The sequence below is a fragment of the Bradyrhizobium ottawaense genome, from assembly GCF_900099825.1.
Lineage (GTDB): Bacteria > Pseudomonadota > Alphaproteobacteria > Rhizobiales > Xanthobacteraceae > Bradyrhizobium > Bradyrhizobium ottawaense_A.
The window spans coordinates 2,747,466-2,773,749 of sequence record NZ_LT629693.1 but is presented as its reverse complement, the minus strand read 5'-3'; the positions used below and the strand labels follow the sequence as shown (position 1 = coordinate 2,773,749).

Below are 26,284 nucleotides of genomic sequence, written 5' to 3'. Positions count from 1 at the left end.
GGTACGTGCGGAAGATGCAATATCGGCCCGGGTGTGATAATCCCGGCAATATTGGAAGCATTATCCAGTAATGGTGGACAATCGGAGGCTTGCCGATGGATCGGCTGACCAGTTTGACGGCCTTTGTCCGGGTGGTGGATAGCGGCGGGTTTTCCGCCGCCGCGCGCCGCCTCGAGATGTCGACGACGATGGTGAGCAACCATGTGCAGTCGCTGGAAGACCGGCTCGGCGCGCGGCTGCTTCAGCGCACCACGCGCAAGGTCAGCCTCACCGAAGTCGGCAAGGCCTATTACGACCGCTGCGTCCAGATCCTCGCCGATATCGAACAGGCCGACGACATCGCCGGCGCCCAGCAATTGACGCCGCGCGGCACGCTGCGGATCTATTGCGCGACCCACATCGTGCAGTTCGTGGCGCCGGTGGTCGCCGAATTCCTGGCGCGTTATCCCGAGGTCAAGGTCGATCTGCAGATGGGCGAGCGAACGGTCGACATGATCGACGAGGGATACGATGTCGCGATCCGCATGACGCAGCCACCGGACTCAAGCCTGATCGTGCGCAGCCTCGCCACCTGGCGGCAAGTGCTGTGCTGCTCGCACGCCTATATCGAGAAATATGGCCGGCCGCAGCGACTGCCTGATCTGTCGGAGCGCAATTGCGTTCGCCACGTCAACTATCCCTGGGGGGACGACTGGCGGTTCGTCGACCGCAAGGGCGCGCCGGCTTCAGTGCGGGTGTCCGGCAATCTGATCAGCAATAGCGGCGAGACGCTGCGGACGGCGGCGCTGCACGGCCACGCGATATCTCTTGCCGCGGGTTTTTTGGTTCACGACGATCTCGAGGCCGGCCACCTGGTGCGCCTGCTGCCGGAGTATCGTCCCGTAGAATTATCCATGAACGCGGTCTATCCGCACCGTCATCACCTGTCGGCGAAGGTCAGAACCTTCATCGACATGCTGGCCCATCACAGCGCGGAACAGCAGAAGCTGATTAACCCGTATTCGTGATCGCGATCAGCGCGATTCGATGCCACAAGGTCCGCGCACCAAACTGGAGAGAAAGCGGATGGTTCGGCGAAAGTCAGCGTCGATGGGCTATCGTGCGCTTCTGGTTGCGGCGATCGCCGCTTTTGCCTCGACGGCGAGCCGGCTCCCTGCCGCCGAATTCGGGCCGCCGCCAAATGCGACGCTGTCGACCGAAAAGCTGTCGCGGATCGACGATTTCCTGAAAGAGCAGGTTGCGACGAAGAAAACTCCCGGTGCCCTCGTATTGATCCAGCGCCACGGCAAGCCGGTCTATTTCAAATGGTTCGGCCAACGCGACGTCGATGCCGGCATCGACCTGACGCCAGATACGATCTTTCCGCTGCATTCGCTGACCAAGACCGTGACCAGCGTGGCGGCGATGATGCTGGTCGATCGCGGCAGCATTAAACTCGACGATCCCGTCAGCAAATACATTCCCTCCTTTGCCGGTATCAAGGTCGGCGTCGAACGCAAGAACGATTCCGGCAACGCCGTGCTCGATCTCGTGCCGCCGCGACGGCCGATCACGGTCGAGGATCTGTTGTTGCACACGTCGGGCATCACCTACGGTTTCTATGGCGAGCGGAACCTGGTCAAGTCCGCCTATGACGGGATCTATCTCGGTGATTTCGACAATGCCGGATTTGCCGAGCGGATCGCCAAAGTGCCGCTGGCCGAGCAGCCGCGCACACTATGGGACTACGGACATTCGATCGACGTGCTCGGCCGCGTGATCGAAGTCGCGTCCGGCCAGTCGCTCTACCAGTTCGAAAAAACGCAATTGTTCGATCCGCTGGCAATGACGACGACCAAGTTCTTCCTGACCGATCCGGCCGAGCGGGCGCGCTACGCCCAGCCGCTGGACAGCGACCGCCACGTCGAGCGCAATTCGCTCGATGTCACCCGCTGGGAATCCGGCGGCGGCGGACTGGTCTCGACCGTCGCCGATCTCGCGCGTTACGGGCAGATGCTGCTGAACGGCGGCACACTTGACGGCAAGACCTATCTCAGCCCCAGGACGTTCGCCGACATGAGCAGCGACCATGTCGGCCCGGGCTCGGGGGTGAAGCGGAACTTCTTTTATTATCCTGGCGATGGTTTTGGGTTCGGCTATGGGTTCGGGATCCGCACCGACCCCGGCACCGCCGTGCCGCCGCCGCCGGGCTCTCCCGGTGAAATCAAGTGGGATGGCGCCACCGGCGCCTATCTGGTGGTCGACCGCGCCGAGGACATGTTCTTTGTGGTGCTGGAAAATGCGCCATCCAATCGGCTGCACGTTCAGGTAAACGTCAAGAAGCTGATTTACGATGCGTTCGAAAGATGATTGCGCAAAATCAAGACAAGAGCGCCGTGAACAGAAGCGCTGAAATGCCGCGCAAGACCGGCGGGAGCGATCAGGCCGTCAAGACGGTCAAGCGCATCGTTGCCCTCGACCGCGCGCGCACCTTCATCACGCTGTTGGTGCTGTTGCATCACTCCGTCCTCAACTACACCCATTTCGGCAGCGGCGACCGTATGCGTTGGCTCGGCTTCGATCTGGTGGTGCTGTTCAATGACAGTTTCTTTATGGCGTGCATGTTCCTGATCTCGGGGCTGTTCGTCCATGCCAGCCTGGCGCGCAGGGGACCGACCAATTTCGGGCGTCATCGCGTCTGGCGGCTCGGAATGCCGTTCTTGATTTCGATCTTCGTGCTGATGCCGGTCGCCTATTACCCGACCTTCCTGCGGTATCATTTGCCCGGCACCACCGATTTCAACTTCTTTCATTTCTGGTGGCATACCTTGACCATCGGACCGTGGCCGTCGGGCCCTGCCTGGTTTCTGTGGGTGCTGCTGGCGCTCGATATCGTCGCCGCCGTGCTGTTGTCGTTGATGCCGGGGACGGCGAAGACGTTCGGTCTGCTGATCCTCACGCTGCGGGACAGGCCATGGAAGGCCTTGGTGGCATTGCTGTCCCTGTCGGTCGCGATCTACCTGCCGATGCATCTGGTCTTCGGTGACACCAGTTGGCTGGAGCCGGGCGGCTATCCGCTGCCGATCCAGACCAGCCGTATCCTGCTGTATGCGGGTTATTTCCTGATCGGCGTGGGCATCGGCGTCGTCCGCATTCGCGACGGCATTTTGGCAGAGGACGGCGAAATCGCAAAACGCTGGCCGGTGTGGCTGGTATTCGCATCGGTGTTCTACGGCGCGATCCTGCTGCTGGTGTACGTCCGCCACAATTGGGTCGTGGATTTCAATTCGCCGTCGCTGTGGTGGCGGTCAGCCTATGGCCTCGCCTTTGCGCTGTTCAGCGCGGCGATGGCGTTTACGGTGCTGGCGGTGTCGGTGCGCTTCGCATCATCCGGCGCGAGGGTGCTCGACGCCATGTGCCCGCAGGCCTACGGCATTTTTCTCACCCACTACATTTTTGTTATCTGGCTGCAATACCCCGTCTACGATTATTCTTGGCCGGCCGTCGTGAAGGCCGCGGTCGTGTTCGCGGCTGCGCTGTCGCTGAGTTGGGGACTCACGGCGCTGCTGCGGAAAATTCCGTTTGTGGCGCGGATGATTTGAGGCGGTCGCACAATGACGAACTGGACTACGGCTTCAGCAGCAGCTTCTGCACCCGCCAGTTCAGCAGCTCGGCCACGAACAGCACGTTCTCCGACGGGCACGCCATCGCGTGGATCCAGCCGAACTGCTTCAACTGCTTGCCGGACTGGCCGAGCACGCCGAGCAGCTTTCCATCGAGGCTGAGCTTGTAGATCCGGCCGGGCCAGGCATCCGAACTGTACAGCACCTGGTTCGGCGGCGGGGTGATGCACAGCGACCAGGGCGAGCCCGGATAGAAGGTGCCGCCGGCCATCATCGCCTCATCCGGGATCTTGCCAATCGCGGGCTTGGCGCCCGCCGGCACCGGTACGTCGATCGTGATCTGGCGCAGGAACTTGCCGTCGCCGTCGAACACCTGGATCCGGTGATTGCCGCGGTCGGCGACATAGACATTGCCGTTGGCGTCGGAGGCGATCGAATGCGGGGTGTTGAACTGGCCGGGCTCCTTGCCGCGGTCGCCCCACGACTTCAGCCAGTTGCCGTCCTTGTCGACCTTGGCGACACGCGAATTGATATAGCCGTCGCTAATAAAAGTGTTGCCGGCCTTGTCCCAGGTGACATCGGTGACCTGCCGGAACCTGCCGTCCTCGGACGGCAGCGGCGGCTTCGGATGTTTCAGCGGCGCGGTGTCCTCGTCGGAGGCTTCCTGCTTGCGGCCGAACACCATCAGGACGCGGCCCTCGGGATCGAACTTGATCACCATGTCCGAGCCTTTATCCGTCACCCAGATGTTGTCCTGGGGATCGATCTTGACGGTATGCCCGAACGACCAGGCGTAGAGGTTCTTGCCGATCTCGCGGATGAACTTGCCCTGCGCGTCGAATTCCAGCAGTTGCGTCGCCGCGGCGGCATAGGCCGGCCCGCTGGTGTTGCCGCGCGACAGCGCGAACACATGGCCCTTGGAATTGACCGACACGCCCGACACTTCGCCGAAATACATGTTCGGCGGCAGTTTTAAGGGATTGGGGACGGAGTCGAACGCGATCGTGGGAACCGCCTGCTGCGCGAACGCCTGTGGCGCGATCAACAGCATCAATCCGGCCAGCCAGTGCCTCATGTGAAATCCTCCCGGGATCCTGGTTATTGTTGTTGGGCGGGATGCTAGTCGATGGCCGCGCGATTGGCACGCGATCCCGGCGTCATGACCGATGGTCATCAGACGCATAGCATTGTGGGGTCGGCCGTGATTTGGTGATGCTTCCTTATTCCCACCGCAAGTCAGGACTCATGCAAGCCCGAAACATCACTGCGAAGTCATCCGTTCTGTTCGCGTTTGCAGCATGCGCGCTACTGATCGCGCTTCCAAACGGCGCGGCCTTCGCGGCCTATCCCGAACGCCTTGTCAAAATCGTGGTCCCGTTCGCGCCGGGCGGCGGGACCGACGTGGTGGCGCGGACGCTGGCGCAGGAGATGTCGAAGGATCTCGGCGTCTCCGTCATCATCGAGAACAAGCCGGGGGCGGGGACCATCATCGGAACGCAATCGGTCGCGGCGAGCGCGCCTGACGGCTATACGCTGCTGATGGGGACGTTCGCCAACGCCGTCAATCCAAGCCTGCAGGCCAAACTGCCCTACGACGCCCATGGCGACTTTGCCGCGGTGGCGCTGGTGGCGCGTTCGTTCAATCTCGTCGTGGTCAATCCGGCGTCCCCGATCAAGTCGATTGCGGACCTCGTCGCCGCGGCCAAAGCCGAGCCTGACAAGCTCTCCTACGGCACCTACGGCACCGGCACGTCGGCGCATCTGGCCGGTGAATTGTTCAAGCACATGGCGAAGGTCAACCTGACGACGGTGCCCTACAAGGGCGCTGCGCCTGCGATCACCGACCTGCTTGGCGGACAGATCCAGGTGATGTTCACGACGGTGGCGAGTGCGGCTTCACTGGTCGAATCCGGACAGTTGCGCGCGATCGCCGTGACCTCGGCGGAACGCTCGCCGGCATTCCCGCAATTGCCGACGGTGTCGGAGGCCGGCGTCCCCGGCTATGCCGCCGAAGCCTGGTATGGCGTCTACGCGCCGGCGAAGACGCCGCCCGACATCATCGACCGTCTGAACAAATCGGCCGCGAAGGCCGTGCAATCCGACGCCTTCAAGAAGCTCGGCGTCAACGAAGGCCTGGTGATGGTGGCCGAGCCGCCCGACGTGCTCGACCGGTATTTTCTTCGCGAGGAAGAGCGCTGGCGCCAGGTCATCAAGGATGCCGGCATCAAGCCGGAGTAGGGAATATCTGCTGCTCCCGGGGGTTAGACTTTCCTGGGCGAACCGAACCTCGCTCTCAAGGAGTTGCCAACGCCCGATTCAAGAACAGGGAGGATGACCATGTTTGCTATGGCACGACGCATGATGACGGCCGCCAGCCTCATTTCCATCGGCATGGCCCTGCCGGCATCGGCCCAGGAAACCGTCCGCATCCGCGGCACCGTCGAGCGTATCGAGGGCCCGGTCTATGTGGTCAAAAATCGCGACGGCGCCGAGTTGAAGCTGACGTTGACCGACAATCCGCTGTTTGTCGTGATCGTTCCGTCCAGGATGAGTGACATCAAGCAAGGCATGTTCGTCGGCTCGGCCGGCATGATGCAGGCTGACGGCGTCCAGAAAGCCATTGAGGTTCACATTTTCCCGGAATCCATGCGTGGCACCGGTGAAGGCCATTATGATTGGGACCTGTTGCCCAAGAGCAAGATGACCAATGCAAATGTCGAACAGGCCGTCACCGGCGTCGACGGGCAGACCCTGTCAGTGAAGTACAAGGACGGCGAGAAGAAATTACTCGTCACCCCGGAGACGGTCGTGGTCACCTATGAGATGGGCAAGAGGGAAGAAGTGCAGCCTGGCACCAAGATTTTCGTGGCCGCCGCGAAAAAGCAGCCGGACGGCACTGTGCAGGCGCCGCGCATCACCTATGGCCGAAACGGCCAGGCGCCGGCGTTCTGACAAGGCCGCCGTTGAACGATCGCGCCAATCACTTTATCGCGCATCGCATCGCAGCAATGCTGAATTCGCTTGGCGGCGCAACGATCCGGTTCCTAGATTATTGCGTTAAGGGAACGCCGGTGAGGTAAGCCGGCGCGAGGCTGGAGCCGCCGATGTGGATCTTGTTGCTGCTGCCGTTTGTCGGCCTGTTGTGGGTGCCCTTCTATAACTTCACCGAGCCTTCGCTGTTCGGTTTTCCCTTCTTCTACTGGTACCAGCTCGCCTGGGTGCCGATCTCCTCGCTCCTGATCTGGCTGGTGTATCGCAGCCGTACGCCTGACGAAGCACCTTGAGGGCAGCGCGATGGCTGGTCAGATCGAATGGGTTGCGCTCTCGGTTTTCATCTTCTTCTTTGCACTCGTCACCGTCATGGGATTTCTGGCCGCGCGCTGGAAGGCCGGACCGGTCAGCGAACATCTCGATGAATGGGGGCTCGGTGGCCGGCAGTTCGGCACCTGGATCACCTGGTTCCTGGTCGGCGGCGATTTCTATACCGCCTATACCGTGATCGCGGTGCCGGCACTGGTCTATGCGGTCGGCGCTTACGGCTTTTTTGCGCTACCCTATACCATCATCGTCTATCCCTTCGTCTTCGCGGTCATGCCCGTGTTGTGGAAGAAGGCGCACGCCAACGGCCATGTGACGGCGGCCGACGTCGTTCACGGCACCTACGGTTCGCGCGGGCTCGAACTGGCCGTTGCGATCACGGGCATGGTCGCGACCATGCCCTATATCGCCCTGCAACTGATCGGTATGGGGGTCGTGATCAAGGCGATGGGGCTGACCGGCGAACTGCCGATTGTCGCCGCCTTCATCATCCTGGCTGTGTACACCTATAGTTCCGGCCTGCGCGCGCCGGCCCTGATCGCCTTCGTCAAGGACATCATGATCTATATCGTGGTGCTGGTGGCCGTTGTCATCGTGCCGGCAAAACTCGGCGGCTATGGCGCGGTGTTCGCCGCCGCCAACGATGCCTTTACGGCCAAGGGCGGTGCCACCGGCCTGATCCTGAAGCCGGCGCAGATGTTGCCCTACGCGACACTGGCGTTTGGCTCAGCGCTTGCCGCCTTCATGTATCCGCATACGCTAACCGGCATCTTCGCCTCGAAATCGGCCGACACCATCCGCAAGAACGCGATCCTGCTGCCGGCCTACACGTTGCTGCTCGGCCTGATCGCGCTGCTCGGTTACATGGCCCATGCCGCCAATATCAAGGTAACCTCGCCGAACGACGTGGTGCCGATGCTGTTCCAGGTGCTGTTCCCGTCCTGGTTCGCGGGCTTTGCGTTCTCGGCCATCGCGATCGGCGCGCTGGTGCCGGCGGCGGTCATGAGCATCGGCGCCGCCAATCTCTTCACCCGCAACGTTTGGAAATCCTATGTCGATCCCAACATCAGCCATGCCGGCGAGGCGGGCGTGGCGAAGATCGCGTCGTTGGTGGTGAAGGTCGGCGCGCTCGCCTTCATCCTGTTCCTGCCGACGCAATATGCGCTCGACCTGCAACTGCTCGGCGGCCTCTGGATCCTGCAGACGTTTCCGGCGCTGGTGTTCGGATTGTTCACGCGCTGGTTCCGCGCCGAAGGCCTGCTGCTCGGCTGGGCGGCCGGCATCGGCTGGGGATCGTGGACGGCATGGAGCAACGGCCTGAAGCCGCTGGCGACAATCGATCTCGGCGGCGCCAGCTATGTGTTCTATGTCGGCCTTGGCGCACTGATCCTGAACATCGCGGTCGCCGCGGTCGCGACCGTGATTGTCGGGCTGGTTTCGCCGAACCGGGCCGGCGCGCCGGCGCGGTCCTGATTACCGCTTCTCGGCGACGAATTTGTTGCGCAGGGTGCCGATCCCCGTGATGTCGATTTCGACGACGTCGCCGGCTTTGATGTCGGGGGAGGCGCCGTCGGTGCCCATCCAGATCACGTCGCCCGGCCACAGCGTGAAATATTTGGTCAGTTCGACGATGAACGGTACGACGCCGAAGATCATGTCGTTGGTGTGGAAGTGGCCGGTCCGCTTGCCGTTGACGCGGATGGTGGTTTCCATCTTGTCGAGGTCGACGTCGGTCTCGATCCACGGGCCCATCGGCTTGAAGGTGTCGGCGTTCTTGGAGCGCCACAGTCCGCGGTCGGCCTTCTGCCAGGTGCGTTCGCTGACGTCGTTGCCGATGGTGTAGCCGAACACGCAGGACATCGCGTTGGCCTCGGTGAGGTGCTTTGCCTTCTTGCCGATCACGACCGCGAGTTCGCCTTCGTAGTGAATCTTCTCGGTCGCGGTGGCCGGGATCACGACATCTTCATCGTGAGCGATCAGGGCGTTCTGGGCGCGATAGCCGATTTCGGGCCGGTCAGGCACGTTCGGTACCGTACCGGCCTTGTCGGCGGCTTCCTTGAGGTGCTTCAGGTAATTGAGGCCGACACAATAGAAGGTGCGCGGGATCAGCGGCAGTTCGATCTTCACATCCTTCAGCGCATGGGTTTGCGCGTCGCGCTGCCATTCGCCAAAGGGATCGCCGCTGACGGTGACCACCTTGTCGCCCTCGACGAGGCCCCAGGATGTTTTGCCGGCGGCGGTGAATTTGAGCCAACGCATGTGTCTTCCTCTTGTTCTTATTTGTTCTTGTTATTCGGCCGCGGCTTGCGGCGGGGTTTTCCAAGCGCCGGCGGCGGGGCGCCGCAGACCGAGATTTTCGCGCAGCGTCTTGCCGGAATAATCCTTGTGGAACAGGCCGCGGCGCTGCAGTTCCGGAACGATATGCTTGACGAAGTCGGCGTAGGAGCCGGGCACATAGGTGGCGGCGATCACAAAGCCGTCGCAGCCGCGGTTGACGAACATTTCTTCCAGCCTGTCGGCGATTTCCTTCGGTCCGCCGACGATGGCGTCGGCGGTCTGGCCGCGTCCGCTGAAGGTGACGAAGTCGCGAGCCGAGGGGTTGGACTTGCCGGAAGTCTTGAGCACGCCGTCGCGGATACCGATGATGCCCTGCATGCTCTGCAGTTCTTCCGTGGTCAGGGGTTCGTCGAGGCCCTTGGAGGCGAAGTCATAGTTCAGCCCCTCCGACAGCAACGACAGCGCGTCGATCTCCAGCGGCAGCTTTTCGATCAACGCCATCTTGTCTTGGGCCTCGGCCTTGGTGGCGCCCGATACCGGGGTGATCAGGTTGCAGAGAAACATCTGGTCGGGATCGCGGCCCGCCTTGGCGGCTTCGTTCCGGATGGCATCATAGCCCTGCTTGGCGGCCGCCAGGTTGCGCGCTGCGGTGAAGATCACCTCGCCCCACCGGCCGGCGAAGCGCTGGCCGCGGCCGGAAGCGCCGGCCTGGATGATGACGGGGTGGCCCTGGCTCGAACGCGGCACGGTGAACGGCCCGCGCGACTTGTAGAATTGCCCCTTGTGATCGAGCCGCTTCACCTTGCTCGGATCGGCAAAGCGCCCGCTCTTCTTGTCGACGATCAGCGAGCCGTCTTCCCAGGAGTCCCAGTGGCCGAGCACGACTTCCATGAACTCGTCGGCGCGGTCGTAGCGGTGATCATGATCGAGATGGGCGTCCTTGCCCATGTTGTGGGCTTCGCCGTCGTTCACCGACGTGACCACGTTCCAGGCGGCGCGGCCGTTGGTCATCAGGTCGAGGGTGGCAAACCGGCGCGCCACGTCGAACGGCTCGTAATAGGTGGTCGAACAGGTCGAGGCCAGTCCGAGCTTGGTGGTGACCATGCCCATCGTGGTCAGCACCACGATCGGGTCCATCTTCACGCAGCGGATGCCGTATTCCACGGTATGGGCGTGGTCGTTGCCGTAACGGTCCGGCATCGCGAGGCGATCGTCGAAGAACGCCATATGGAATTTTCCGGCTTCGAGAATCCGGGCAATCTCCTGGTAATAATCGGCCGACATCGAATCGTCGCGCGACTCCGGGTGACGCCACGAACTCGGAAGATTGGTGCAGTTCTGGGCCTGCAGGAAGCCCACCATCGCCATTTGCCGTGTCATGTTATTCTCCTTGTGCGGGTGGGTTTCATTTCAGGTCGAGTTCGGCGGCGAGCTTGTAGTCGGCGGCAAGCGCCTTCAACTTGTCCCAGGTGGCGTCCTCGATCTCGATGCCTTCGGCCCGCCGCTTCTTTTCGCGGATGTATTCGAGCTCGCCCGGATAGAACACGCCGGGAGAGCCTTCCGACGGCGGTGTCGATTTGAGATAACGCGCGAACTCGCCGACCTCTTTTTCGAAATCCTTCAGCGGCCGAAATGCGGCGACGTTGAACACCGCCATGAAAGTTCCGTCGTTGTGGCGGCCGGTCGGTTCGACGCCGAAACCGAGGCCCGTGAGCAGGCCGCACAGCACTTCGACCATCGCGGCGAGGCCCGAGCCCTTGTAGCCCTCGCTGCCGCCGAGCGGCAGCAGCGCGCCGCCCTTGCGGTACTGGGTGGGGTCGGTGGTGTGCCGGCCCTCGGCATCGATGATCCAGCCTTGCGGAATCTGTTCGCCGCGCGCCACCGACAGCGCGATCTTGCCCGCCGCGACCGCCGACGTCGCCATGTCCAGATAGAAGGGAGCTTCAAGGTCGGAAGGCACCGCGATCGAGATCGGATTGGTGCCGAGGCGGGCCTCGCGGCCGCCGAACGGCGCCACGTGCTTCGGCGAACGGCCGGAATCGGCGGCCGCGATGCCGATCATGCCGGCCCGCATCGCCATCATCGGATAGGCGGCGAGGCGTCCGACATGGCTCTGCCGGAACACCGTGCAGGCCGCGACATTGGCGGTCTTGGCCTTTTCGATCGTCATGGCCATCGCCTTGGCATTGACGTGAAAGCCGAATCCCCAATGCCCGTCGATCACGGTCGTGGTCGGCGATTCCTGCACGATGGTCCACTTCGCGCCGGGCACGATATGGCCGGCCTTGACGCGGTCGATATAGGTCGGAATCGCAATCACGCCGTGCGAGTCATGCCCGGCGAGGTTGGCGTTGACGCAGCCGGCCGCCACGACGCCGGCTTCCTCCTCCGATGCGCCGGCGGCCCTCAGCAGCGCCGCGCCAATGCGCGTGAGACGGTCGGCCTGAACGATCGGCATGGGATTTCCTCTTCGAATGCCCGCGCGAGCGGCGGGTCTTGCTTGTTGCAGTCTTGCTTGTTGCGGATCTTGCTTGTTGTCCGCCATGGCATGGTCTCAAAGCGGTGGCTTGAGAGCAAGCGCAGAATGTCTGGATAGCCATGTCGCAGGATGCGCTTGGCGCGACCGGATTTCATCAGGCGGAACCGATGTGGCGGGATACGGAAATTGCAGGCCTGGCACGTCACGCGGCCCGTAGCCTGCGACATCACCAACAGAGTCTTAATTTTTCCGTGTTTCTGCGGAGGCCGTTCGCCGGGCATTTACTCTGAATCGCATCTTCCGGCGGCCAATAACGTCCATTTAGGCGTCTCCGACGCATAAATCCCGCGGGGGCTGGCCCGTGTTGTCCGCAGGGAGCTTGGGGACGTTGAAGACCGAAATCGTGCGTACGTTTGCGGCGTTGAATGCCACCAACGAAGCGATCCTGTACGCCAAATCACCCGAAGAACTGTACCGGAAAGTCAGCGAAGCCGCCTACTTCAGCGGAGACTTCCTGGGCTCGGCCGTCTTCCTGCTGGAGCCGGGCACCGACCTGCTGCGTTTCGCTGCCGGTTGTGGCGATGACATCGCCCGCCTCCGCAGCATCGATATTTCGACCGTGGCCGGCACACCCGAGGGCTCGGGGGTGTGCGGACAAGCCTTTCGCGACCAGCAGGTGATCGTCAGCAACGACTTTCTCAACGACACGCGCTCGATGGCCTGGCGCGACGGCGCCAAGACCGGACAGGTCGGTGCTGCCGCGGCGCTGCCGCTGACCTGCAATGGCCGCAGCGTCGGCGTCTTCCTCGTTACCCGGCGCGAACCCGGCTCGCTCAGTCGCCAGATCATTTCGATGCTGGAGCGCGTGTCGGCGAACGTTTCGTTCGCGCTCGACAATTTCGATCATGAGGCCGCGCGCAAGGACGGCGAGCGGGCGATGCGGCGGCTGAACCGGATGTTCGGCGCCATCAGCGCCACCAATGAAGCTATTCTGCGCGCCAAGACCGAACAGGAACTCTATCAGCGCGTTTGCGATGCCGCCGTCTACAGCGGAAAATCCGTTGCCACCGCCGTCCTGCTGGCCGAGGCGGGCTCGACCTGGCTGAAGCCGATTGCCGGCACCGGCGAAAGTCTCCATCTGATTACGCGATCGCGCTTCTCGATCGACCCCGACAACGAATTTGGCAAGGGTATTTCCGGTGAAGCGTTCCGGACGCAACGCCCCTGCGTCAACACCGATCTGGCAGCGACCGTGCAGGGCGGGCCCTGGCAGCAGGCCCAGCGCGAGACCGGGGTGATGGCCTGTGTCGCCGTTCCCCTGACCAGGGGCGGCCGAAGCGTGGGCGTGCTGCTTTTCTTTGTCAGCAAATCCTGGGCGGAAGACGATGAAATCATCGCGTTGTTGGCGCGGATTGCCGAGAACGTGTCGTTCGCGCTCGATAATTTCGAGCGTGCGAGCGAAAAGGCCGTTGCCGACCAGCAGCAGGAGCGGTTGACGCGCATGTTCGCGGCGCTCAGCGCCACCAACGAAGCGATCATGCGGGCGAAGTCCCGCGCCGAACTGTATGAATTGGTGTGCGAAGCCGCCGCCAAGGGCGGGCGCTTCAATTCGACCAGCATCCTGCTGGCGAGGCCCGACAGCGACTATCCCGACATGGTAGCCGTGGCCGGACCGACCGCCGAAAACATGCGCCGGGTGAAGGTTTCGTTCAGCGCCGCTCACCGGGAAGGGCTCGGGCTGTGCGGGAACGCGTTCCGCTCCCGGAAAGCTTGCGTCGCCAACGATCTGCGTTCCGACCTGCGGGGCACGGCATTTCAAAAATTCATTTTCAGTGACGGCGCAAGATCGGGCGCGGCCTTTCCGCTGTTCGTGTCCGGCCAGCCCGTAGGCGTGATGTTCTTCATCTCCTCCGAGAAAGATACCTTTACATCCGAATTCGCCGAAATGCTGCAACGGCTGGCCGACAACGTATCGTTTGCGCTGGAGAACTTCGATCGCGCCGACGAGAAGGCGAGGACCGAGGGGCACAGGGAACGCCTGGCGCGCATGCTGGCGGCGCTCAGCGCGACCAACGAAGCGATCGTGCGCGCAAGGTCGCGCGGCGAGCTGTTCGAACTGGTGTGCGAAGCCACCGCGCAGGGCGGCAAATTCACCTCGACCTCGATCGCGCTGACGCGACCGGATAGCGATTATCTGGATGTCGTGGCTGCCGCGGGGCCTACGGTTGCCAGCGCGCGCGAAGTGAAACTGTCGGTCAATGAAGCGCACCCGGAAGGGCGCGGGGTCGGCGGTACGGCGATACGTTCGCGGCAGCCCAGCATTATCAACGACTATCTTGCCGATCCGCGAGGGCAGGCGTTTCACGCCCGGGCGCGCAACGATGACGCCAATTCCGGCGCGGCCTTCCCCCTGTTCGCACAGGGGCGGGTGGTCGGCATCATGGTCTACATTTCGCTCGAGAAGGACACATTCACGGCGGAGTTTGCCGAATTGCTGCAGCGGCTCGCGGACAACGTGTCGTTCGCGCTGGAGAATTTCGACCGCGCCGACGAGAAGGCCAGGACCGAGGAACAGAAGGAACGGCTGGGGCGGATGTTCGCGGCTCTCAGCGCCACCAACGAAGCGATCATGCGGGCGAAGTCCCGTAGCGAGCTGTTCGATCTGGTCTGTGCGGCAGCCGCCACCGGCGGCAAGTTCACTTCGACCACCATCGCGCTGGCGAAGTTCGGCAGCGACTATCTCGACGTCGTCGCGACCGGCGGCCCGGCGGCGGTCAGCGCACGCGCCGTATTGATGTCCATCAACGAAGCGCACCCCGAAGGACGCGGCGCGTGCGGCATGGCGTTCCGTTCGGGAGCGGCCTGCATCATCAACGATTATCTCGCCGATCCGCGCTGCCAGGCGTTCTATGGCCAGGCGATCAAGGATGGCACGAAATCCGGCGCGTCGTTTCCGTTGTACGCGCGCGGGCAGGTGGTCGGCATTCTTGTTTTCGTGGCGACCGAGAAGGACACGTTCACGCCGGAGTTTGCCGAGCTGTTGCAGCGGCTGGCCGACAACGTGTCGTTCGCGCTGGAAAACTTCGCCCGCGTTGACGAAAAGGCTCAGGCCGACCAGCGCATCGAATATCTGGCGTCGCATGACAGCCTGACGAACCTGCCGAACCGCGACATGTTCAACGGGTTGCTGCGGCGGTCGATCGACGCCGCGCAGCGTTATCAGCGCCAGTTTGCCGTGCTGTTCATCGATCTCGACAGGTTCAAGGTCATCAACGATTCGCTGGGGCATGACGCCGGCGACATGCTGCTGGTGGAAATCGGCGGCAGGCTGCGGCGCGCATTGCGATCGAGCGACGTCGTGGCGCGGCTCGGCGGCGACGAATTCGTGGTCATCCTGGAAGAGGCCGCCGAACGCCACGAGGTCGAACGCATCGCCGGCGAGCTGTTGTCCGTGCTCAGCCAGCCGCTGCAGTTGAGCGGCCACGAATGCCACACCACGGCCTCGATCGGGATTGCGATGTATCCGTCCGACGGCGCGGACATGCAGACGCTGACCAAGAATGCCGACATGGCGATGTATCTTGCCAAGGAAGACGGCAAGAACGGCTTCCGCTTCTTCACCCGCGAGATCAAGACGCAGTCGATCGAGCGCCTGACGTTGGAGAGCGCCCTGCGCCGCGCGCTGGAGCGCGAGCAGTTTTCGCTGCACTATCAGCCCAAGGTCGACATGGCGAGCCGCCAGATCACCGGCGTCGAGGCGCTGTTGCGCTGGAACCATCCCGAACTCGGCCTCGTCTCGCCGGGCCAGTTCATTCCGCTCGCCGAGGAAACCGGGCTGATCGTTCCGATCGGCCGCTGGGTGCTGAAGGAAGCCTGCGCGCAGAACATGGTGTGGCAGCGCCGCGGCCTGCGGCCGGTGACGATGGCGGTCAACCTGTCGCCGCGGCAGTTCGCCGACTCGCATTTGCTGCACGATGTCGACGAGGCGCTGCTGGCCAGCGGCATGTCGCCTGTGCTGCTGCAGCTCGAAGTCACCGAGAGCATGGTGATGCGCAATGTGTCGCGCGCGATCAAGGTGCTCGATGCGATCCAGAGCCGCGGCATTCGCCTCGCAATCGATGATTTCGGCACCGGCTATTCGTCGATGTCGCTGATGAAGCAGTTCCCGATCGACACCATCAAGATCGACCGCTCCTTCGTGCGCGACCTGCCGATCGATTCCGAGGACCAGGCGATTGCGCAGGCCATCATCAGCATGGGCAAGGCGCTCGGGATGACGGTCATTGCCGAGGGCGTCGAGACCGTGGAGCAGGAAGCGTTCCTGCGCAGCCACGCCTGCGACGAAATGCAGGGCTTCCTGTTCTCAAAGCCGTTGCCGGCGCGGGAGATGGCCAATCTGCTGCGGGCCGAATTGCAGCTCGCTTCGCCGCCGCTGCAACCCGAGGCCGATGACGGTGAAGTGGATACCGTAGCGTTTTCGAGCGAAGTGGACGCCGGTTCGCGTATAGAAAACGCGTCGAGATAAAAGCCCGGGTCAGGGTGGAAAAGCGCTGTCGTCCGACGGCTGCGGATGCAACTCGCGGACCTCAGGGTCCGCCTTCGCCGCCTTGCACGGAAAATCATAGGGCCAGGGCACCAGCGTCTCCCCGGCCATCGCCTTGAGAAAGACGTCGGCGCCGGCGGTAAAGGTCGCACCGTCAGGCAGTCCGAGCTCCGCGCACCATTCGACCGGTAACGGCTCCGGGATGTTGCGCAACTCCATCGCCGGTCCCCACCACCATGCCGGAGCCGGCGAACGCGCGTCCTCGGGAACTTCGCGCCATCGGACGAACTCGCCGATCATGCGCTCGAATTGCAGTTTCGCCGCTGGATGCATTCAATCTCCTGACATCCGATGATATCCGCATCCGCGCGCGGTGCAATGCGCATCGGCCGCTTATAACCGGCCATGCGGCCGGTGCATTCGATCCGCCTGGCCCGGTAAAACGCGACGACGGGAGAAAGGTTGCTAGGCCTGCGATCTCGTCTTTGCGCGGGTCTTGGAGCTTGTCTTGGCGCCCGCTTTGGCCGGCAAACCCAGCAGCCGCTCGGCATTGCCGCCGGCCACCAGCGCCATGTCCTTTTTGCTGACGCCCGTGACCCGGCCCAGGAAGCCTACGGGATCGGGCTCCGCCATGTCGAACGGATAATCGGTGCCCAGCATGATGTGATCGGCGCCCCAGATATCGATCAGATGCGTGAGTTCGCGCTCGTCGAACACCACGGTGTCGAAATAGAGCTTTTTCAGGTATTCCGACGGCTTCTTCCCGATGGTGACGCGGCAATCCTCGCGATGCGCCCAAGCGTGGTCGAAACGACCCCAATAGCCGGGGATATAACCGCCGCCGTGGGCGATGCAGATTTTCAGTTTGGGAAACCGTTCGAGATAGCCGTCGAAAACCAGTTGCCCGACGCACAGCGCGGAATCCAGGGGGTGTCCGATCGTGTTCGGGAAATAGTGATCCTCCATGCGTCCGACCAGGCTGGTGCCGAACGGATGCAGGAAGATCATCACGTCGAGCTCTTCGACGCGGGCGAAGAATTTTTCCAGGCCAGCGCGGGTCAGGTCGACGCCTCGCACATTGGTACAGAGTTCGACGCCGCGAAATCCGAGCTCGTTCACGGTGCGGTCGAGCTCGGCGACGGCCATGCCGGGATCCTGAAGCGGTACCGTGCCCATGCCCATCAGCCGGTCGGGGTGTTTCGCCACCATCTCCGCGATGTGATCGTTGACCATGTGGCAGCTCTCGCAGGCGACTTCGGGCGGCGCTGCATAGACGAAATGGCCGGGATAGGGCGAGATCACCTGCACGTCGATGCCGTCGCGGTCCATGTCGGCGAGGCGGGTCGCCAGATCTGTCAGTTTCGGAAAATCGATCTTGCCGCGCTGCGGCTGGATGCTCCTGGTGATATCGTTGACATGCGCGTTGGCGTTGGGCGTGTGTCCGCCGCTCTGAATGCCGGTGGCCTCCAGCACCATCGCGTTGGCCTCAGGCACCATGCAATGGCAGTGAATGTCGATGGTGCGCCAGGGTTTGCTGAACGGCTTTGCTTTCCCGGAGCGCGATGGCGCGCTGCCGTGATCGGTCGCGGGGCCGCAGACTTTGCATTGAAACAGCATGGACAATTCCGTGAGAAATAATTGCGGGAATAGAGTTGCCGCGCCAGGTTATTTCTCTTCCGCCGCCGTTGACGTCGCCGGACCCTCGCCCGTGATCAGGAGAACGGCATCTTCATCCTTGGCGCCGTCCCAATGCACCTGCTTGCCGAAATGGGTGACGAAGCTGCCGGCCGGCATCGGCGTGGTATTGGCCGGATCGAATTTCGGACCCGTGCCGACCCACCAGGTGCCCTGCAGCACGACGATGTAGCGGTCGTTGGGGTGGAAGTGCGGGCGGCTGAAATGATTGCCCTTGGTCCACTTGGTATAGACCATGTAGAAGCCGGGCTTGCTTGGATCGCCAACAACGACGGCGTTTTGCCCGCCTCGTGCGTCAACCGGGCTCCACGGGATCTGGTCTGGCAATTTGTAGGCTACGGCGGCGGAATTGAGTTCCGCGGCGGAGCTGATGCCCAGCATGCTGGCAAAGACGAAAGGCGTCACGAGGTATCGCCAGAACCGGTTCGTCGCTTGCGTGATTTCCTCCGCTGCGATGGTGTGAGCTGTTTGCGCTCATCTCTGTTGCCGCCGATGCTAGCCGGTCCGGTTCCCGCGGGGCAAGCTGCGTGGACGCCGGCATGACGGGTGCGTGCGACAAAATGAAGTGACCCACAACGCAACTGCAGCATGAAAACGGGATTTACGCCGCGCATTGCGGTGCTAGGTTGCGGCCCAACAAAAGCACCGAGGGAGGACTTGCTACATGAAGCGTATGTCGACACTCGCGGCCGGTTTGCTGATCGGCGCCGCCGCCCTGCAATATTCGGGCGTGGCATCGGGCCAGAGCGATGGCTGGATCACGCTGCTCGACAGCAGCAAAAAGGGCGACTGGACCGAAGTCGGCAAGGCCAATTGGGAGATGAAGGACGGCGCGTTGGTTGCCGACAAGCTCGACGACGCCAAGGTTCTCTCCTATCTCGTCAGCAAGGATTCCTACAAGGATTTCCAGATCAAGGCGGAGTTCTGGGTCGACGAGGAGGCCAATAGCGGCATCTTCATCCGCTGCGATGCCAGGGACAAGATCGACTCCAAGATCTGCTACGAGGTCAATATCTTCGACAAGCGGCCCGATCCGAGCTACGGCACCGGCGCGATCGTCGACGTCGGCAAAGTCGATCCGATGCCGAAGGCAGCGGGCAAATGGAACACCTACGAGATTACCGCCCAGGGCTCGCACCTCGTCGTCGTGCTCAACGGCCAGAAGACCGTCGATGCGCAGGACAGCAAGCACAATGCGGGCGGGCCGATCGCGCTTCAATATGGCTCGGGCGTGGTCAAGTTCCGCAAGGTGCAGATCAAGCCGCTGTAATCTCGCGGCTGGCGATCGTCTCGTTCGGCATCAACGAGCTCATCCGTCTTCGACGGGTGAGCTCTTTGTCCGCGATGTCGTCGGTGCTATTTCACGCTGGACGTCGTATTGACGACGGTCGTGCCGCCAACACCCGTGGCAAGGCCCTTGACGGTGTAGGCGTTGACGGCGGCCATCAGCGGGTCGTTCACGGTGGCCGTAATCAATCGCAGATACGTCATCAGCTTGCTCGACTCGACCGACGTCGAGTTCGACGTAAAGATGACGTCCTTGTTGTGCATCTCGAACTTGGTGGCGAGGAAGTAGCCGGCCGGATCGCGCAGATTGAGATTGTAGATGACCGGAACGACCGGGCCGCTGAACCGCGAACAATCGGCGCCGAGCCGTTCGGCGACTTCGCGCGGCTCGCCGCGATAGAGATACACCGACGCCGGGTCCGCGAGATTGTCGTTAAGTCCGCCGGTTTTTCCCAGAGCCTCGGCAATCGAGAGCCGCCATGCGCCGAACCCGAATTGTCCCTGCTGTCCCGACGCGCCAAAGGCCACGAAGGTCTGCGGCTGCGTGAACAGGTAGATCGTGTCCTGGGGCCGCACGTAGATGTTGTTGGTCGGCTCGTTGAGGAGAGACCCGAACGGCGCGGTTGCCTGGCGTCCTTCGCGTTCGAGCATCACAAAGGTGTCGTAGCCCGGATTCCTCGGGCCGCCGGCCCGCGAAATGGCATCGAGCAGGCGTTCGCCCGCAGCGTTCGCCGGGAAGCGGGATGGCGTGCCGACTTCGCCGAGCACGCTGATGGAGGAGGCCTTCTGGTCGACGAGGGCAACCACCGCTTGGGGCTCGAGCGCGCGGTTCTTGAGCGCGTTGACGATCGCCGTCTGCACCTGCACGGCGGTTCGCCCCTGCGCCTTGATCGGGCCGGCATAGGGAACGGTGATATTGCCCTGGGTGTCGACCGGCTGGTTCGGTAGCGTAACGTAATTGCCCGGACGAACGCCGGCATCGACTGGAATGAACAGGCCGCCGGCCGCGGCCTCGAATATCGTCACGCTGACGGTATCGCCGATGCCGAAGCGAATTTCGGCTGGACCGCGCCGGTCGATAAACACCCGGCCTATTCTGAACGAATTGCGCTCCAGGATATTTTCGATGTCCGGCGTGACCTTGACCATCGCATATGGCAGGGCGGCGGGGTCGACCTGATCCATGCGCGCCAGGGCATTTGATGGCCCCGAGGACGGGAGGGAGGAGCAGCCGCCGTGGACGAGGAGCGCCGACAGGACGGCGGTGCGGGCGAGCAACCGCATCGCGCCGGGCAGGTCCCGTGGCAGGCGCGGTGATCGCGCTGTGGCAATTGCCGGGTCTGCCTTTCGCTCGTCGCAAAAGGTTAGTCTTTTTGCCACGAGAGCGAGACTCCGGGTTAACAAGACGCTACATCCGAAAAATTATTCGCTTATGTTTAAAGGCGGGTTAATGCCGCGGTGCAGCGGGCATTTCTGCGAACGATTGTGGTCGCGCGATGCGGGAAATCCGGTGTGTCAGGGCGTAAAATGCCCGATCGACAGTCCTGACCGCGAGCTGGATTTGTCGCTCCGCCGGGTAGGCCTGGGCAGGCGTCAGGGCGGAACCGATAGGGCTCCGGGCGCGCTTGCAGCGCCGGAGCTCAGCTCTGGTAATAATCCCCGGGCTTGATGCCCTTGTAGGATTCGATCTTCTGGATCGCGACCGGGTCGGCCTTGTTGAGAATGATACAGGCGAGACGGTCGCGAACGACTTCGGCTTCGGTGAGCGCGTCGAGAACGAGATCCCGTTTCGTCTCGCCCCACTCGACGACGAAGACGAACTGATCGACAAAGCACTCGATCATCTTCACATCCACGACCGACATCACAGGCGCGATCTCGATGATGATGTAATCGTAGGATTTGCGGGCCACGGCCAGCAGTTGCGCCATCATCGGCGAGCCGAGCAATTCGGCCGAGTTTGGAATGCGGGCCGGGGAAACGCACGGCAGGACATGAAGCCCCGAACGCTGCCGCCTGGAGACAAGCCAGGGAAGCCGGGTGGGATTTTCCAGCGCTTCCAGCAACCCCTCACGCGCATCGGGCGCCAACGTCGCGCTCAGCCTTCGGACGTGGAAATCGCTGTCGATGACCAGGGTACGCGCACCTGACGCTGCGATCATCAACGCCGCCAGATTGGCGCCGACGGTCGTCTTTCCTTCCTTCGGCAGCGAGGACACGATGCCGATGACCTTGGCGCCGTGCACGCTCCTGTTGGTATCGATCTGCGCCTTGACGTTGCGAAGCGCCTCGGTGAAGCGGGAGTAGGGGGCATCGAGGACAAGTTCTTCCATCGGCGTCGACGTCGCCTCGACCAGCGGCAAGACCACGCATTTGTTGTCGGTGACCTGCTCGACCGCCCTGGGAGTCCGGAACACGTCGGCGACCCATTCCCTGCCGACCGCGGCGCCTGCGCCAAGGAACAGACCAAGCATCATGCTGCCCGCGAGGACGGCCCAGCCCTTCTTGGAATTCTTGGAAAGCGCCGGGACCGCACGCGTGATGACCCGCGCGCTCTGGACCGGCATGGTTTCGGTTTCGATCGTGTTGATTTCTTTGTATTTCTGCAGGGTACCGTCGTAGAGCTTGTGCAGGGTTTCGGCCGAGCTTTCGAGCTCGCGCAATTCGCTGCCCGCCTTGGTGCCACCGGAGAGATTGGCGACGGTGGCCGCGAGCTCAGTCTCGCGCGCCTTGGCGACCTGGTATTCTATGGAATAGGAATCGGCAATTCGCAGTTCTTCGCTACTTATTGCACTCTGCAACTCCTCGGCCTGACGGCGGAGCTTGATGGCGACCTCATGCTTGCTTCCGACTTTGCCTTCCACGTCGGCCGCCCTCGCTGCAACTTCGCGGTACTGCGAACGAAGTTTCACGAGGTCGCTGTTGTTCAAGGCGAAGTTGATCATGCCGGACCTGGCCGGATTAAGCAGCGCGTCGGTTCCGACGATAGCCGTTATCCCGCTGCCGCTACTCTGCTGAATGCGATCAAGCCGGCTCTTGGCTTCGGCGGTTGCGATCTGCGCATTGGCCAGCTGGATTTCCAGATTAGCTCGCTGATCCATGCCGCCCTGACCGCCGCCGCCGCTTTTCAGGTTGTTGGCGCCCCTGAAGTCCTGCAGCGCACGATCGGCATCGGCGGCCTGCTTTTTCAATTCGACCAGGCGATCCTGCAGCCACTGGCTCGCGACCCTGGTCGACTTGAGCTTGGCGTCCAGAGTTGTGGTGATGTAGCTATCGGCTATGGCATTGGCGATTTTGGCCGCCTTGTTCTTGTCTTCCGACTCGAACGCCACGTTGATGACGTTGGCAATATCTTCGCGAGCGACCGTCAGTCGCTTGCCGATGGCCTCGACGGCGGCGCGCTCGAGCGCCGCCTCGGGGTCGGCCGGTGGCGCGACGCTCATGCCGAGCATGTTGCCCACGGCCTTCTTGAGATCGCCGAGATAATCCGAAATTCGGGCGCCGCCCATCTTGGGCTGGCCGACGAATTCGCTGTCGTGAGTCAAGCCCAGCGATCGCACGACGGGAATGACAACACTGTCCGACGACACCACGAAGGTCTGGCTGCCGATCTCCGGTTCGTCAAACGTCGGCTGATCGACGATCTTGTTGTTCTGCAAATACCGGCTCACGCTCCGGTCGACCAGAAGGCGGGCCGAACTCTTGTAGGGATTCGGCACCGTGACGAAATAGACCACCGCCAGCGCCAGTCCGATCAAAAATCCATAGAGCGGAAAACGCCAGTTCCGGCGCAAGGTCTCGAGAATATCGGTGACGCCAATCGAGGGACGCGCGCTTGACCGCTGCGAAAATTCCGATCCATCGGAATAATCGTGCTCGGTTTCAAGAGGCAGTTCGCTTGTTCTCGCATCCATTGGATCGCATCCACTCGAGCACTATTCAATCGTTGAGAGGGGCCATGCAAATCAGCGGCCGTTGATCAGCTCTCAGCGATCTCGCTATTCGCAATTCTCGTCGCTGCTTCCCGTCAACAGCGGCGATGACCGCAATATATCCTTGTTTGGCTTGAAGTTCTGGCTGATCAGTACCGATGGTTAATGTGCATTAATTAATCAATCTGGGGTTTCATTGAGCGAGGTCGGTACCCGCGCTCGGAGGTATCGGGGATGGACTGCCGGCGCGTTCGCCGCCGTTAACGGAGCGGTACCAGGCGTTGGAAACCGCGGGTCTCCGCGTGCTACGCAATGGAGCAGCGCCGGTTCGCGGGCCGGCGGATCTTGATCTTCCGATGGCGCGCGCTGCTCCGGCTCTAAGCGGCTTCCAGTAGCGGGCGATTTCGGCGACCAGAATCAGGAACACGATCCACAGCATCTCGAAGCCGCGCATCCATATGCTCTCGAGGCCGTTGGTGATGATGATCTGCAGCGCCAGCGTGAGCAGAAGCCAGGCTCGGGTAGGCGCGCGATCGGCCACGCGCCCGATGGCGTGCAGGGTTGCGAAGATGAACGCCAGGAACAACGCATATCCGGCGTAGCCGAGTTCGACCTTCACGTCCAAATAGCCGTTATGGCCGTTGGGCATGTCCTTCACCCAGCCCGGCGCATCGACGATGCTGGGCGCGTCGGGGCCGACCAGCCAGAAGGATTGATATCCCCATCCGAGTAGCGGCCGGTGTTCGATTTCGGACTCCACGAAGTCCCAGATGATGGAGCGGCCGGTGAAGGTCGGATCGCCGTAGAGGATGTAGGATATGCGATAGATGCTGAAGCCGGTCAGTGTGGTCAGGATCAGCCAGCATACCGGGATCGACAGCAGAATGAGCGCCGGCGAAATGCGCGACGCCCTGCGGATCAGCAATGTTGCTCCGGCCAGCGCCGGCGTTAGAAACAACAGCCCGAGCGCCGTCTTGGAGTTGCTCAACAGCAGCAGCACCACGGCGGTAATGGCAATGAGAATGCCGAACACCCGCCGCTTGCCGGGATAGAGCGTTTCGTGAAGCGCCAGCAGCGCCGCGATCGCTTCGCATTCGCCGAGATAGTTCTTTCCGGAGAAGTATCCAGGATAGCCCCAGGTCGCAAACTTGGTGTCGATCGGCGGTCTGCCGAGCACGAAGAACACGTTCAGGATCGTGGCAAGCGCGAAACACAGAAAAAGGCCGCGGACCAGATCGGCCTTTCGCGACGCCAGCAGTGCGGGCACGACGATGGAAACGACGATCATCGCCTGCTGCGTAAACCGGATGAACGAGGTCTCCGGCTTGAAGGCCCACAGCACGCTCATGCCGGCCAGCGCCAGGTAGCCGAACAACCAGAGAATATGCGGAGGAAAGCGGAGCCGGGAGAAGTTTCGTACCGCCAGAACGGCGGAGATCGCGCCGAGCGCCGGCCAGAAAATCTTGCTCTCCGGCCGGGCTTCCATCAGGCAGGCCGAGTCGGTGGGATCGCACGAGACGATGATGAGCGGAAACACGATCGTCGCGTAGACGCATGCCAGGATCGGAATGAGGGCGTATCCGCCGATCGTCCGTGTCGACGATCGCGCTCCATCCATTTCGAGAGAATGCGTGGCGGCTCTGGGCATGCGGCACTCTAGCAGCGGTCGCTTTTGAAGTGCGTTCCTAGCACGGCGATAGTTAATGCCGGATGTGCCGCGCCAATCACTTAACCCTAATTTCATACTTGCCGGTCCGGCGTGCCGTTCTGCTCGACATCGCGGGCTTCGACTGCGCAGATTCCGGCAGCGCGCAGCCATTTTCAGAAGACGATAAGCGACGCGCCACATCCGATATCGCTGCTCGGCCATTGCCGGAGCGCGAGAGGCACCGACAGGCTGGCCAGATGCTCGTTCAAGCGTTCGTTAGTTCGTCGCCGAATTCCGCGCCAAGGGCCACGCCGGGCGCGCCATCCTCGGCGAGCGCCACCCCTCGGCTCGACCTGCACGGCCATTTGCCCGTGCTCGACGGCGTGCGCGGCCTCGCTATCCTGATGGTGCTGCTGCTTCACTTCCTCGGCAATATGGAACCGACCAATGCGGTCGAGCGTGCCATCGTCGGCGTCACCAACTACGGGTCCTACGGCGTCGAGCTGTTCTTCGTCCTGTCCGGCTTCCTGATCACCGGCATCCTCTATGACGCCCGCAACAAGCCGAATTATTTCCGTAATTTTTACATGCGCCGCGTGTTGCGGATCTTCCCGCTGTACTACGGCGTGTTGGCGCTGGTGTTCTTTGTCGCTCCGCTGATCTCGGTGCTGCGCGGGCCGTCGCTCGACTATCTGCTGGATCGTCAGGCGTGGGCCTGGCTCTACGCGGTCAATATCTACATCGCGATCCAGGGCGATTGGTCGTTCTCCTATCTGGAACACCTCTGGTCGCTGTGCATCGAGGAGCATTTCTACCTGGTCTGGCCGCTCGCGGTGTTTCTGATGGCGCGCCGGCCGCGGATGCTGATCGCCGTATGCCTGGCGGTCTCGTTCGGCGCCATGCTGGCCCGTTTGACCGGATCGATGATGGGGTTGAGCTGGTGGACCACCTACGTCCTGACGCCGTTCCGTCTCGACGGCCTTGCACTCGGCGCGTTGCTGGCCGTGATGGCGCGGCAGCCCGGCGGGCTCGATCGGCTGGTGCGAGCGTTACCGTGGGTGGCGATGGTGGCCTCTGCGCTGCTGCTTATCACCTTCGTCTGGACCCGGCTGGTGTCGCGCGACAGCATGGAACTGGTGTTGCCGGTTCGCGCCGCTGTCATCCAGGTGCTGCTGGCCTGCCTGCTGATCGGGGCTCTGGTGGCATCCGAGCGATCGTCGATCTCGCGGTTCTTCCGCAGCCGCTGGCTGGTCTTCCTCGGCACCTACAGTTACGGCCTGTACGTCTACCATCACTTCATTTCGTATTACCTGACGGTCAATCACACCGAGCGCGAGCTGACGAGCTGGCTCGGTTCGCATGGTGCGGCGATCGCGCTGCAGGCTACGCTGGGTGCTGCCGTGTCGGTGGCGATCGCCTATGTCAGCTACGAATTGTTCGAGAAACGCTTCCTTGGATTGAAGCGGTTTTACGCGACCGCCAAGGACCCCGCGTCCTGAGCGA

Annotated in this window: 20 protein-coding genes; 10 read left to right on the top strand and 10 right to left on the bottom strand. The window is 62.4% G+C overall.

Features of this window, described 5'->3' with window-relative positions:
• The first annotated feature begins 95 nt into the window (after positions 1–95).
• The 3 genes from BLR13_RS12935 to BLR13_RS12925 are packed head-to-tail and all read left to right on the top strand — an operon-like array spanning position 96 to position 3,581.
• Positions 96–1,007, top strand: a complete 912-nt coding sequence (locus BLR13_RS12935; RefSeq protein WP_074823564.1) for a LysR family transcriptional regulator — start codon at positions 96–98, stop codon at positions 1,005–1,007.
• A 58-nt stretch (positions 1,008–1,065) separates the two neighbouring features.
• Positions 1,066–2,349 (top strand): serine hydrolase domain-containing protein, encoded by a 1,284-nt coding sequence (locus tag BLR13_RS12930; protein WP_074823567.1) that lies wholly within the window; start codon positions 1,066–1,068, stop codon positions 2,347–2,349.
• A gap of 44 nt (positions 2,350–2,393) precedes the next feature.
• Positions 2,394–3,581: an acyltransferase family protein gene (locus BLR13_RS12925; protein WP_079587900.1), complete on the top strand. Its 1,188-nt coding sequence runs from the start codon at positions 2,394–2,396 to the stop codon at positions 3,579–3,581.
• Between the two features lie 25 nt (positions 3,582–3,606).
• On the opposite strand, the gene BLR13_RS12920 is transcribed toward BLR13_RS12925, so the two are convergent.
• Positions 3,607–4,677 carry a peptidyl-alpha-hydroxyglycine alpha-amidating lyase family protein gene (locus tag BLR13_RS12920; RefSeq protein ID WP_091976472.1) on the bottom strand — a complete coding sequence of 357 codons (1,071 nt, stop codon included), beginning with the start codon at positions 4,675–4,677 and terminating at the stop codon, positions 3,607–3,609.
• A gap of 170 nt (positions 4,678–4,847) precedes the next feature.
• Between BLR13_RS12920 and BLR13_RS12915 the strand changes: the two genes are divergently transcribed.
• The 4 genes from BLR13_RS12915 to mctP all read left to right on the top strand — a co-directional run bounded on the left by BLR13_RS12915 (position 4,848) and on the right by mctP (position 8,393).
• Positions 4,848–5,840: a Bug family tripartite tricarboxylate transporter substrate binding protein gene (locus BLR13_RS12915; protein WP_074831583.1), complete on the top strand. Its 993-nt coding sequence runs from the start codon at positions 4,848–4,850 to the stop codon at positions 5,838–5,840.
• A gap of 99 nt (positions 5,841–5,939) precedes the next feature.
• The gene (locus BLR13_RS12910) at positions 5,940–6,554 is read left to right on the top strand and encodes a hypothetical protein (RefSeq protein ID WP_143039743.1); all 615 of its coding nucleotides are present in this window, start codon (positions 5,940–5,942) and stop codon (positions 6,552–6,554) included.
• 152 nt (positions 6,555–6,706) lie between these two features.
• A complete protein-coding gene (locus tag BLR13_RS12905) occupies positions 6,707–6,886 on the top strand; it encodes a DUF3311 domain-containing protein (RefSeq protein WP_074823572.1) in 180 nt (59 codons plus the stop codon).
• A gap of 10 nt (positions 6,887–6,896) precedes the next feature.
• Positions 6,897–8,393: a monocarboxylate uptake permease MctP gene (gene mctP / locus BLR13_RS12900; RefSeq protein WP_074823575.1), complete on the top strand. Its 1,497-nt coding sequence runs from the start codon at positions 6,897–6,899 to the stop codon at positions 8,391–8,393.
• Here the strand turns inward: mctP and BLR13_RS12895 are convergent, their stop codons facing one another.
• From BLR13_RS12895 to BLR13_RS12885, 3 genes are read right to left on the bottom strand one after another with little or no spacing between them, the layout of a single operon-like run.
• Entirely contained in the window at positions 8,394–9,179 is a 786-nt protein-coding gene (locus BLR13_RS12895) for a fumarylacetoacetate hydrolase family protein (RefSeq protein ID WP_074823578.1), read from the bottom strand.
• 30 nt (positions 9,180–9,209) lie between these two features.
• Entirely contained in the window at positions 9,210–10,577 is a 1,368-nt protein-coding gene (locus BLR13_RS12890; protein ID WP_074823581.1) for an LLM class flavin-dependent oxidoreductase, read from the bottom strand.
• 25 nt (positions 10,578–10,602) lie between these two features.
• Entirely contained in the window at positions 10,603–11,655 is a 1,053-nt protein-coding gene (locus BLR13_RS12885; protein WP_074823585.1) for an Ldh family oxidoreductase, read from the bottom strand.
• A gap of 409 nt (positions 11,656–12,064) precedes the next feature.
• Here BLR13_RS12885 and BLR13_RS12875 point away from each other — a divergent pair, with 409 nt between their 5' ends.
• Positions 12,065–16,201: a bifunctional diguanylate cyclase/phosphodiesterase gene (locus BLR13_RS12875; RefSeq protein ID WP_079587901.1), complete on the top strand. Its 4,137-nt coding sequence runs from the start codon at positions 12,065–12,067 to the stop codon at positions 16,199–16,201.
• A 9-nt stretch (positions 16,202–16,210) separates the two neighbouring features.
• On the opposite strand, the gene BLR13_RS12870 is transcribed toward BLR13_RS12875, so the two are convergent.
• From BLR13_RS12870 to BLR13_RS12860, 3 genes are all read right to left on the bottom strand, one after another.
• Positions 16,211–16,552 carry a hypothetical protein gene (locus BLR13_RS12870; protein ID WP_074823588.1) on the bottom strand — a complete coding sequence of 114 codons (342 nt, stop codon included), beginning with the start codon at positions 16,550–16,552 and terminating at the stop codon, positions 16,211–16,213.
• 132 nt (positions 16,553–16,684) lie between these two features.
• Complete coding sequence (locus BLR13_RS12865; protein WP_074823592.1) at positions 16,685–17,836, bottom strand: amidohydrolase family protein; 1,152 nt, start codon at positions 17,834–17,836, stop codon at positions 16,685–16,687.
• Positions 17,837–17,884: 48 nt separating this feature from the next.
• Complete coding sequence (locus BLR13_RS12860; protein WP_074823595.1) at positions 17,885–18,319, bottom strand: cupin domain-containing protein; 435 nt, start codon at positions 18,317–18,319, stop codon at positions 17,885–17,887.
• A 259-nt stretch (positions 18,320–18,578) separates the two neighbouring features.
• Between BLR13_RS12860 and BLR13_RS12855 the strand changes: the two genes are divergently transcribed.
• Positions 18,579–19,184: a 3-keto-disaccharide hydrolase gene (locus tag BLR13_RS12855; RefSeq protein WP_074823598.1), complete on the top strand. Its 606-nt coding sequence runs from the start codon at positions 18,579–18,581 to the stop codon at positions 19,182–19,184.
• A gap of 86 nt (positions 19,185–19,270) precedes the next feature.
• Here the strand turns inward: BLR13_RS12855 and BLR13_RS12850 are convergent, their stop codons facing one another.
• The 3 genes from BLR13_RS12850 to BLR13_RS12840 all read right to left on the bottom strand — a co-directional run bounded on the left by BLR13_RS12850 (position 19,271) and on the right by BLR13_RS12840 (position 24,781).
• A complete protein-coding gene (locus BLR13_RS12850; protein ID WP_074823601.1) occupies positions 19,271–20,485 on the bottom strand; it encodes a polysaccharide biosynthesis/export family protein in 1,215 nt (404 codons plus the stop codon).
• A gap of 356 nt (positions 20,486–20,841) precedes the next feature.
• Complete coding sequence (locus tag BLR13_RS12845) at positions 20,842–23,115, bottom strand: AAA family ATPase (RefSeq protein ID WP_074823604.1); 2,274 nt, start codon at positions 23,113–23,115, stop codon at positions 20,842–20,844.
• Positions 23,116–23,326: 211 nt separating this feature from the next.
• On the bottom strand, positions 23,327–24,781 hold the full coding sequence (locus BLR13_RS12840) for an O-antigen ligase family protein (RefSeq protein ID WP_244525168.1): 1,455 nt from the start codon (positions 24,779–24,781) through the stop codon (positions 23,327–23,329).
• Positions 24,782–25,038: 257 nt separating this feature from the next.
• On the opposite strand from BLR13_RS12840, the gene BLR13_RS12835 reads away from it, so the two are divergent.
• Positions 25,039–26,280 (top strand): acyltransferase family protein, encoded by a 1,242-nt coding sequence (locus tag BLR13_RS12835; RefSeq protein WP_074831585.1) that lies wholly within the window; start codon positions 25,039–25,041, stop codon positions 26,278–26,280.
• Positions 26,281–26,284 lie beyond the last annotated feature (4 nt).

Coding starts and splice junctions, on each gene's coding strand:
- mctP (WP_074823575.1), top strand. CDS start 6,897: ATGGCTGGTCAGATCGAATGGGTTGCGCTCTCGGTTTTCATCTTCTTC.
- BLR13_RS12885 (WP_074823585.1), bottom strand. CDS start 11,655: ATGCCGATCGTTCAGGCCGACCGTCTCACGCGCATTGGCGCGGCGCTG.
- BLR13_RS12850 (WP_074823601.1), bottom strand. CDS start 20,485: ATGCGGTTGCTCGCCCGCACCGCCGTCCTGTCGGCGCTCCTCGTCCAC.
- BLR13_RS12870 (WP_074823588.1), bottom strand. CDS start 16,552: ATGCATCCAGCGGCGAAACTGCAATTCGAGCGCATGATCGGCGAGTTC.
- BLR13_RS12930 (WP_074823567.1), top strand. CDS start 1,066: ATGGTTCGGCGAAAGTCAGCGTCGATGGGCTATCGTGCGCTTCTGGTT.
- BLR13_RS12895 (WP_074823578.1), bottom strand. CDS start 9,179: ATGCGTTGGCTCAAATTCACCGCCGCCGGCAAAACATCCTGGGGCCTC.
- BLR13_RS12835 (WP_074831585.1), top strand. CDS start 25,039: ATGCTCGTTCAAGCGTTCGTTAGTTCGTCGCCGAATTCCGCGCCAAGG.
- BLR13_RS12905 (WP_074823572.1), top strand. CDS start 6,707: ATGTGGATCTTGTTGCTGCTGCCGTTTGTCGGCCTGTTGTGGGTGCCC.
- BLR13_RS12925 (WP_079587900.1), top strand. CDS start 2,394: ATGCCGCGCAAGACCGGCGGGAGCGATCAGGCCGTCAAGACGGTCAAG.
- BLR13_RS12855 (WP_074823598.1), top strand. CDS start 18,579: ATGAAGCGTATGTCGACACTCGCGGCCGGTTTGCTGATCGGCGCCGCC.
- BLR13_RS12865 (WP_074823592.1), bottom strand. CDS start 17,836: ATGCTGTTTCAATGCAAAGTCTGCGGCCCCGCGACCGATCACGGCAGC.
- BLR13_RS12910 (WP_143039743.1), top strand. CDS start 5,940: ATGTTTGCTATGGCACGACGCATGATGACGGCCGCCAGCCTCATTTCC.
- BLR13_RS12920 (WP_091976472.1), bottom strand. CDS start 4,677: ATGAGGCACTGGCTGGCCGGATTGATGCTGTTGATCGCGCCACAGGCG.
- BLR13_RS12845 (WP_074823604.1), bottom strand. CDS start 23,115: ATGGATGCGAGAACAAGCGAACTGCCTCTTGAAACCGAGCACGATTAT.
- BLR13_RS12935 (WP_074823564.1), top strand. CDS start 96: ATGGATCGGCTGACCAGTTTGACGGCCTTTGTCCGGGTGGTGGATAGC.
- BLR13_RS12890 (WP_074823581.1), bottom strand. CDS start 10,577: ATGACACGGCAAATGGCGATGGTGGGCTTCCTGCAGGCCCAGAACTGC.
- BLR13_RS12915 (WP_074831583.1), top strand. CDS start 4,848: ATGCAAGCCCGAAACATCACTGCGAAGTCATCCGTTCTGTTCGCGTTT.
- BLR13_RS12840 (WP_244525168.1), bottom strand. CDS start 24,781: ATGCCCAGAGCCGCCACGCATTCTCTCGAAATGGATGGAGCGCGATCG.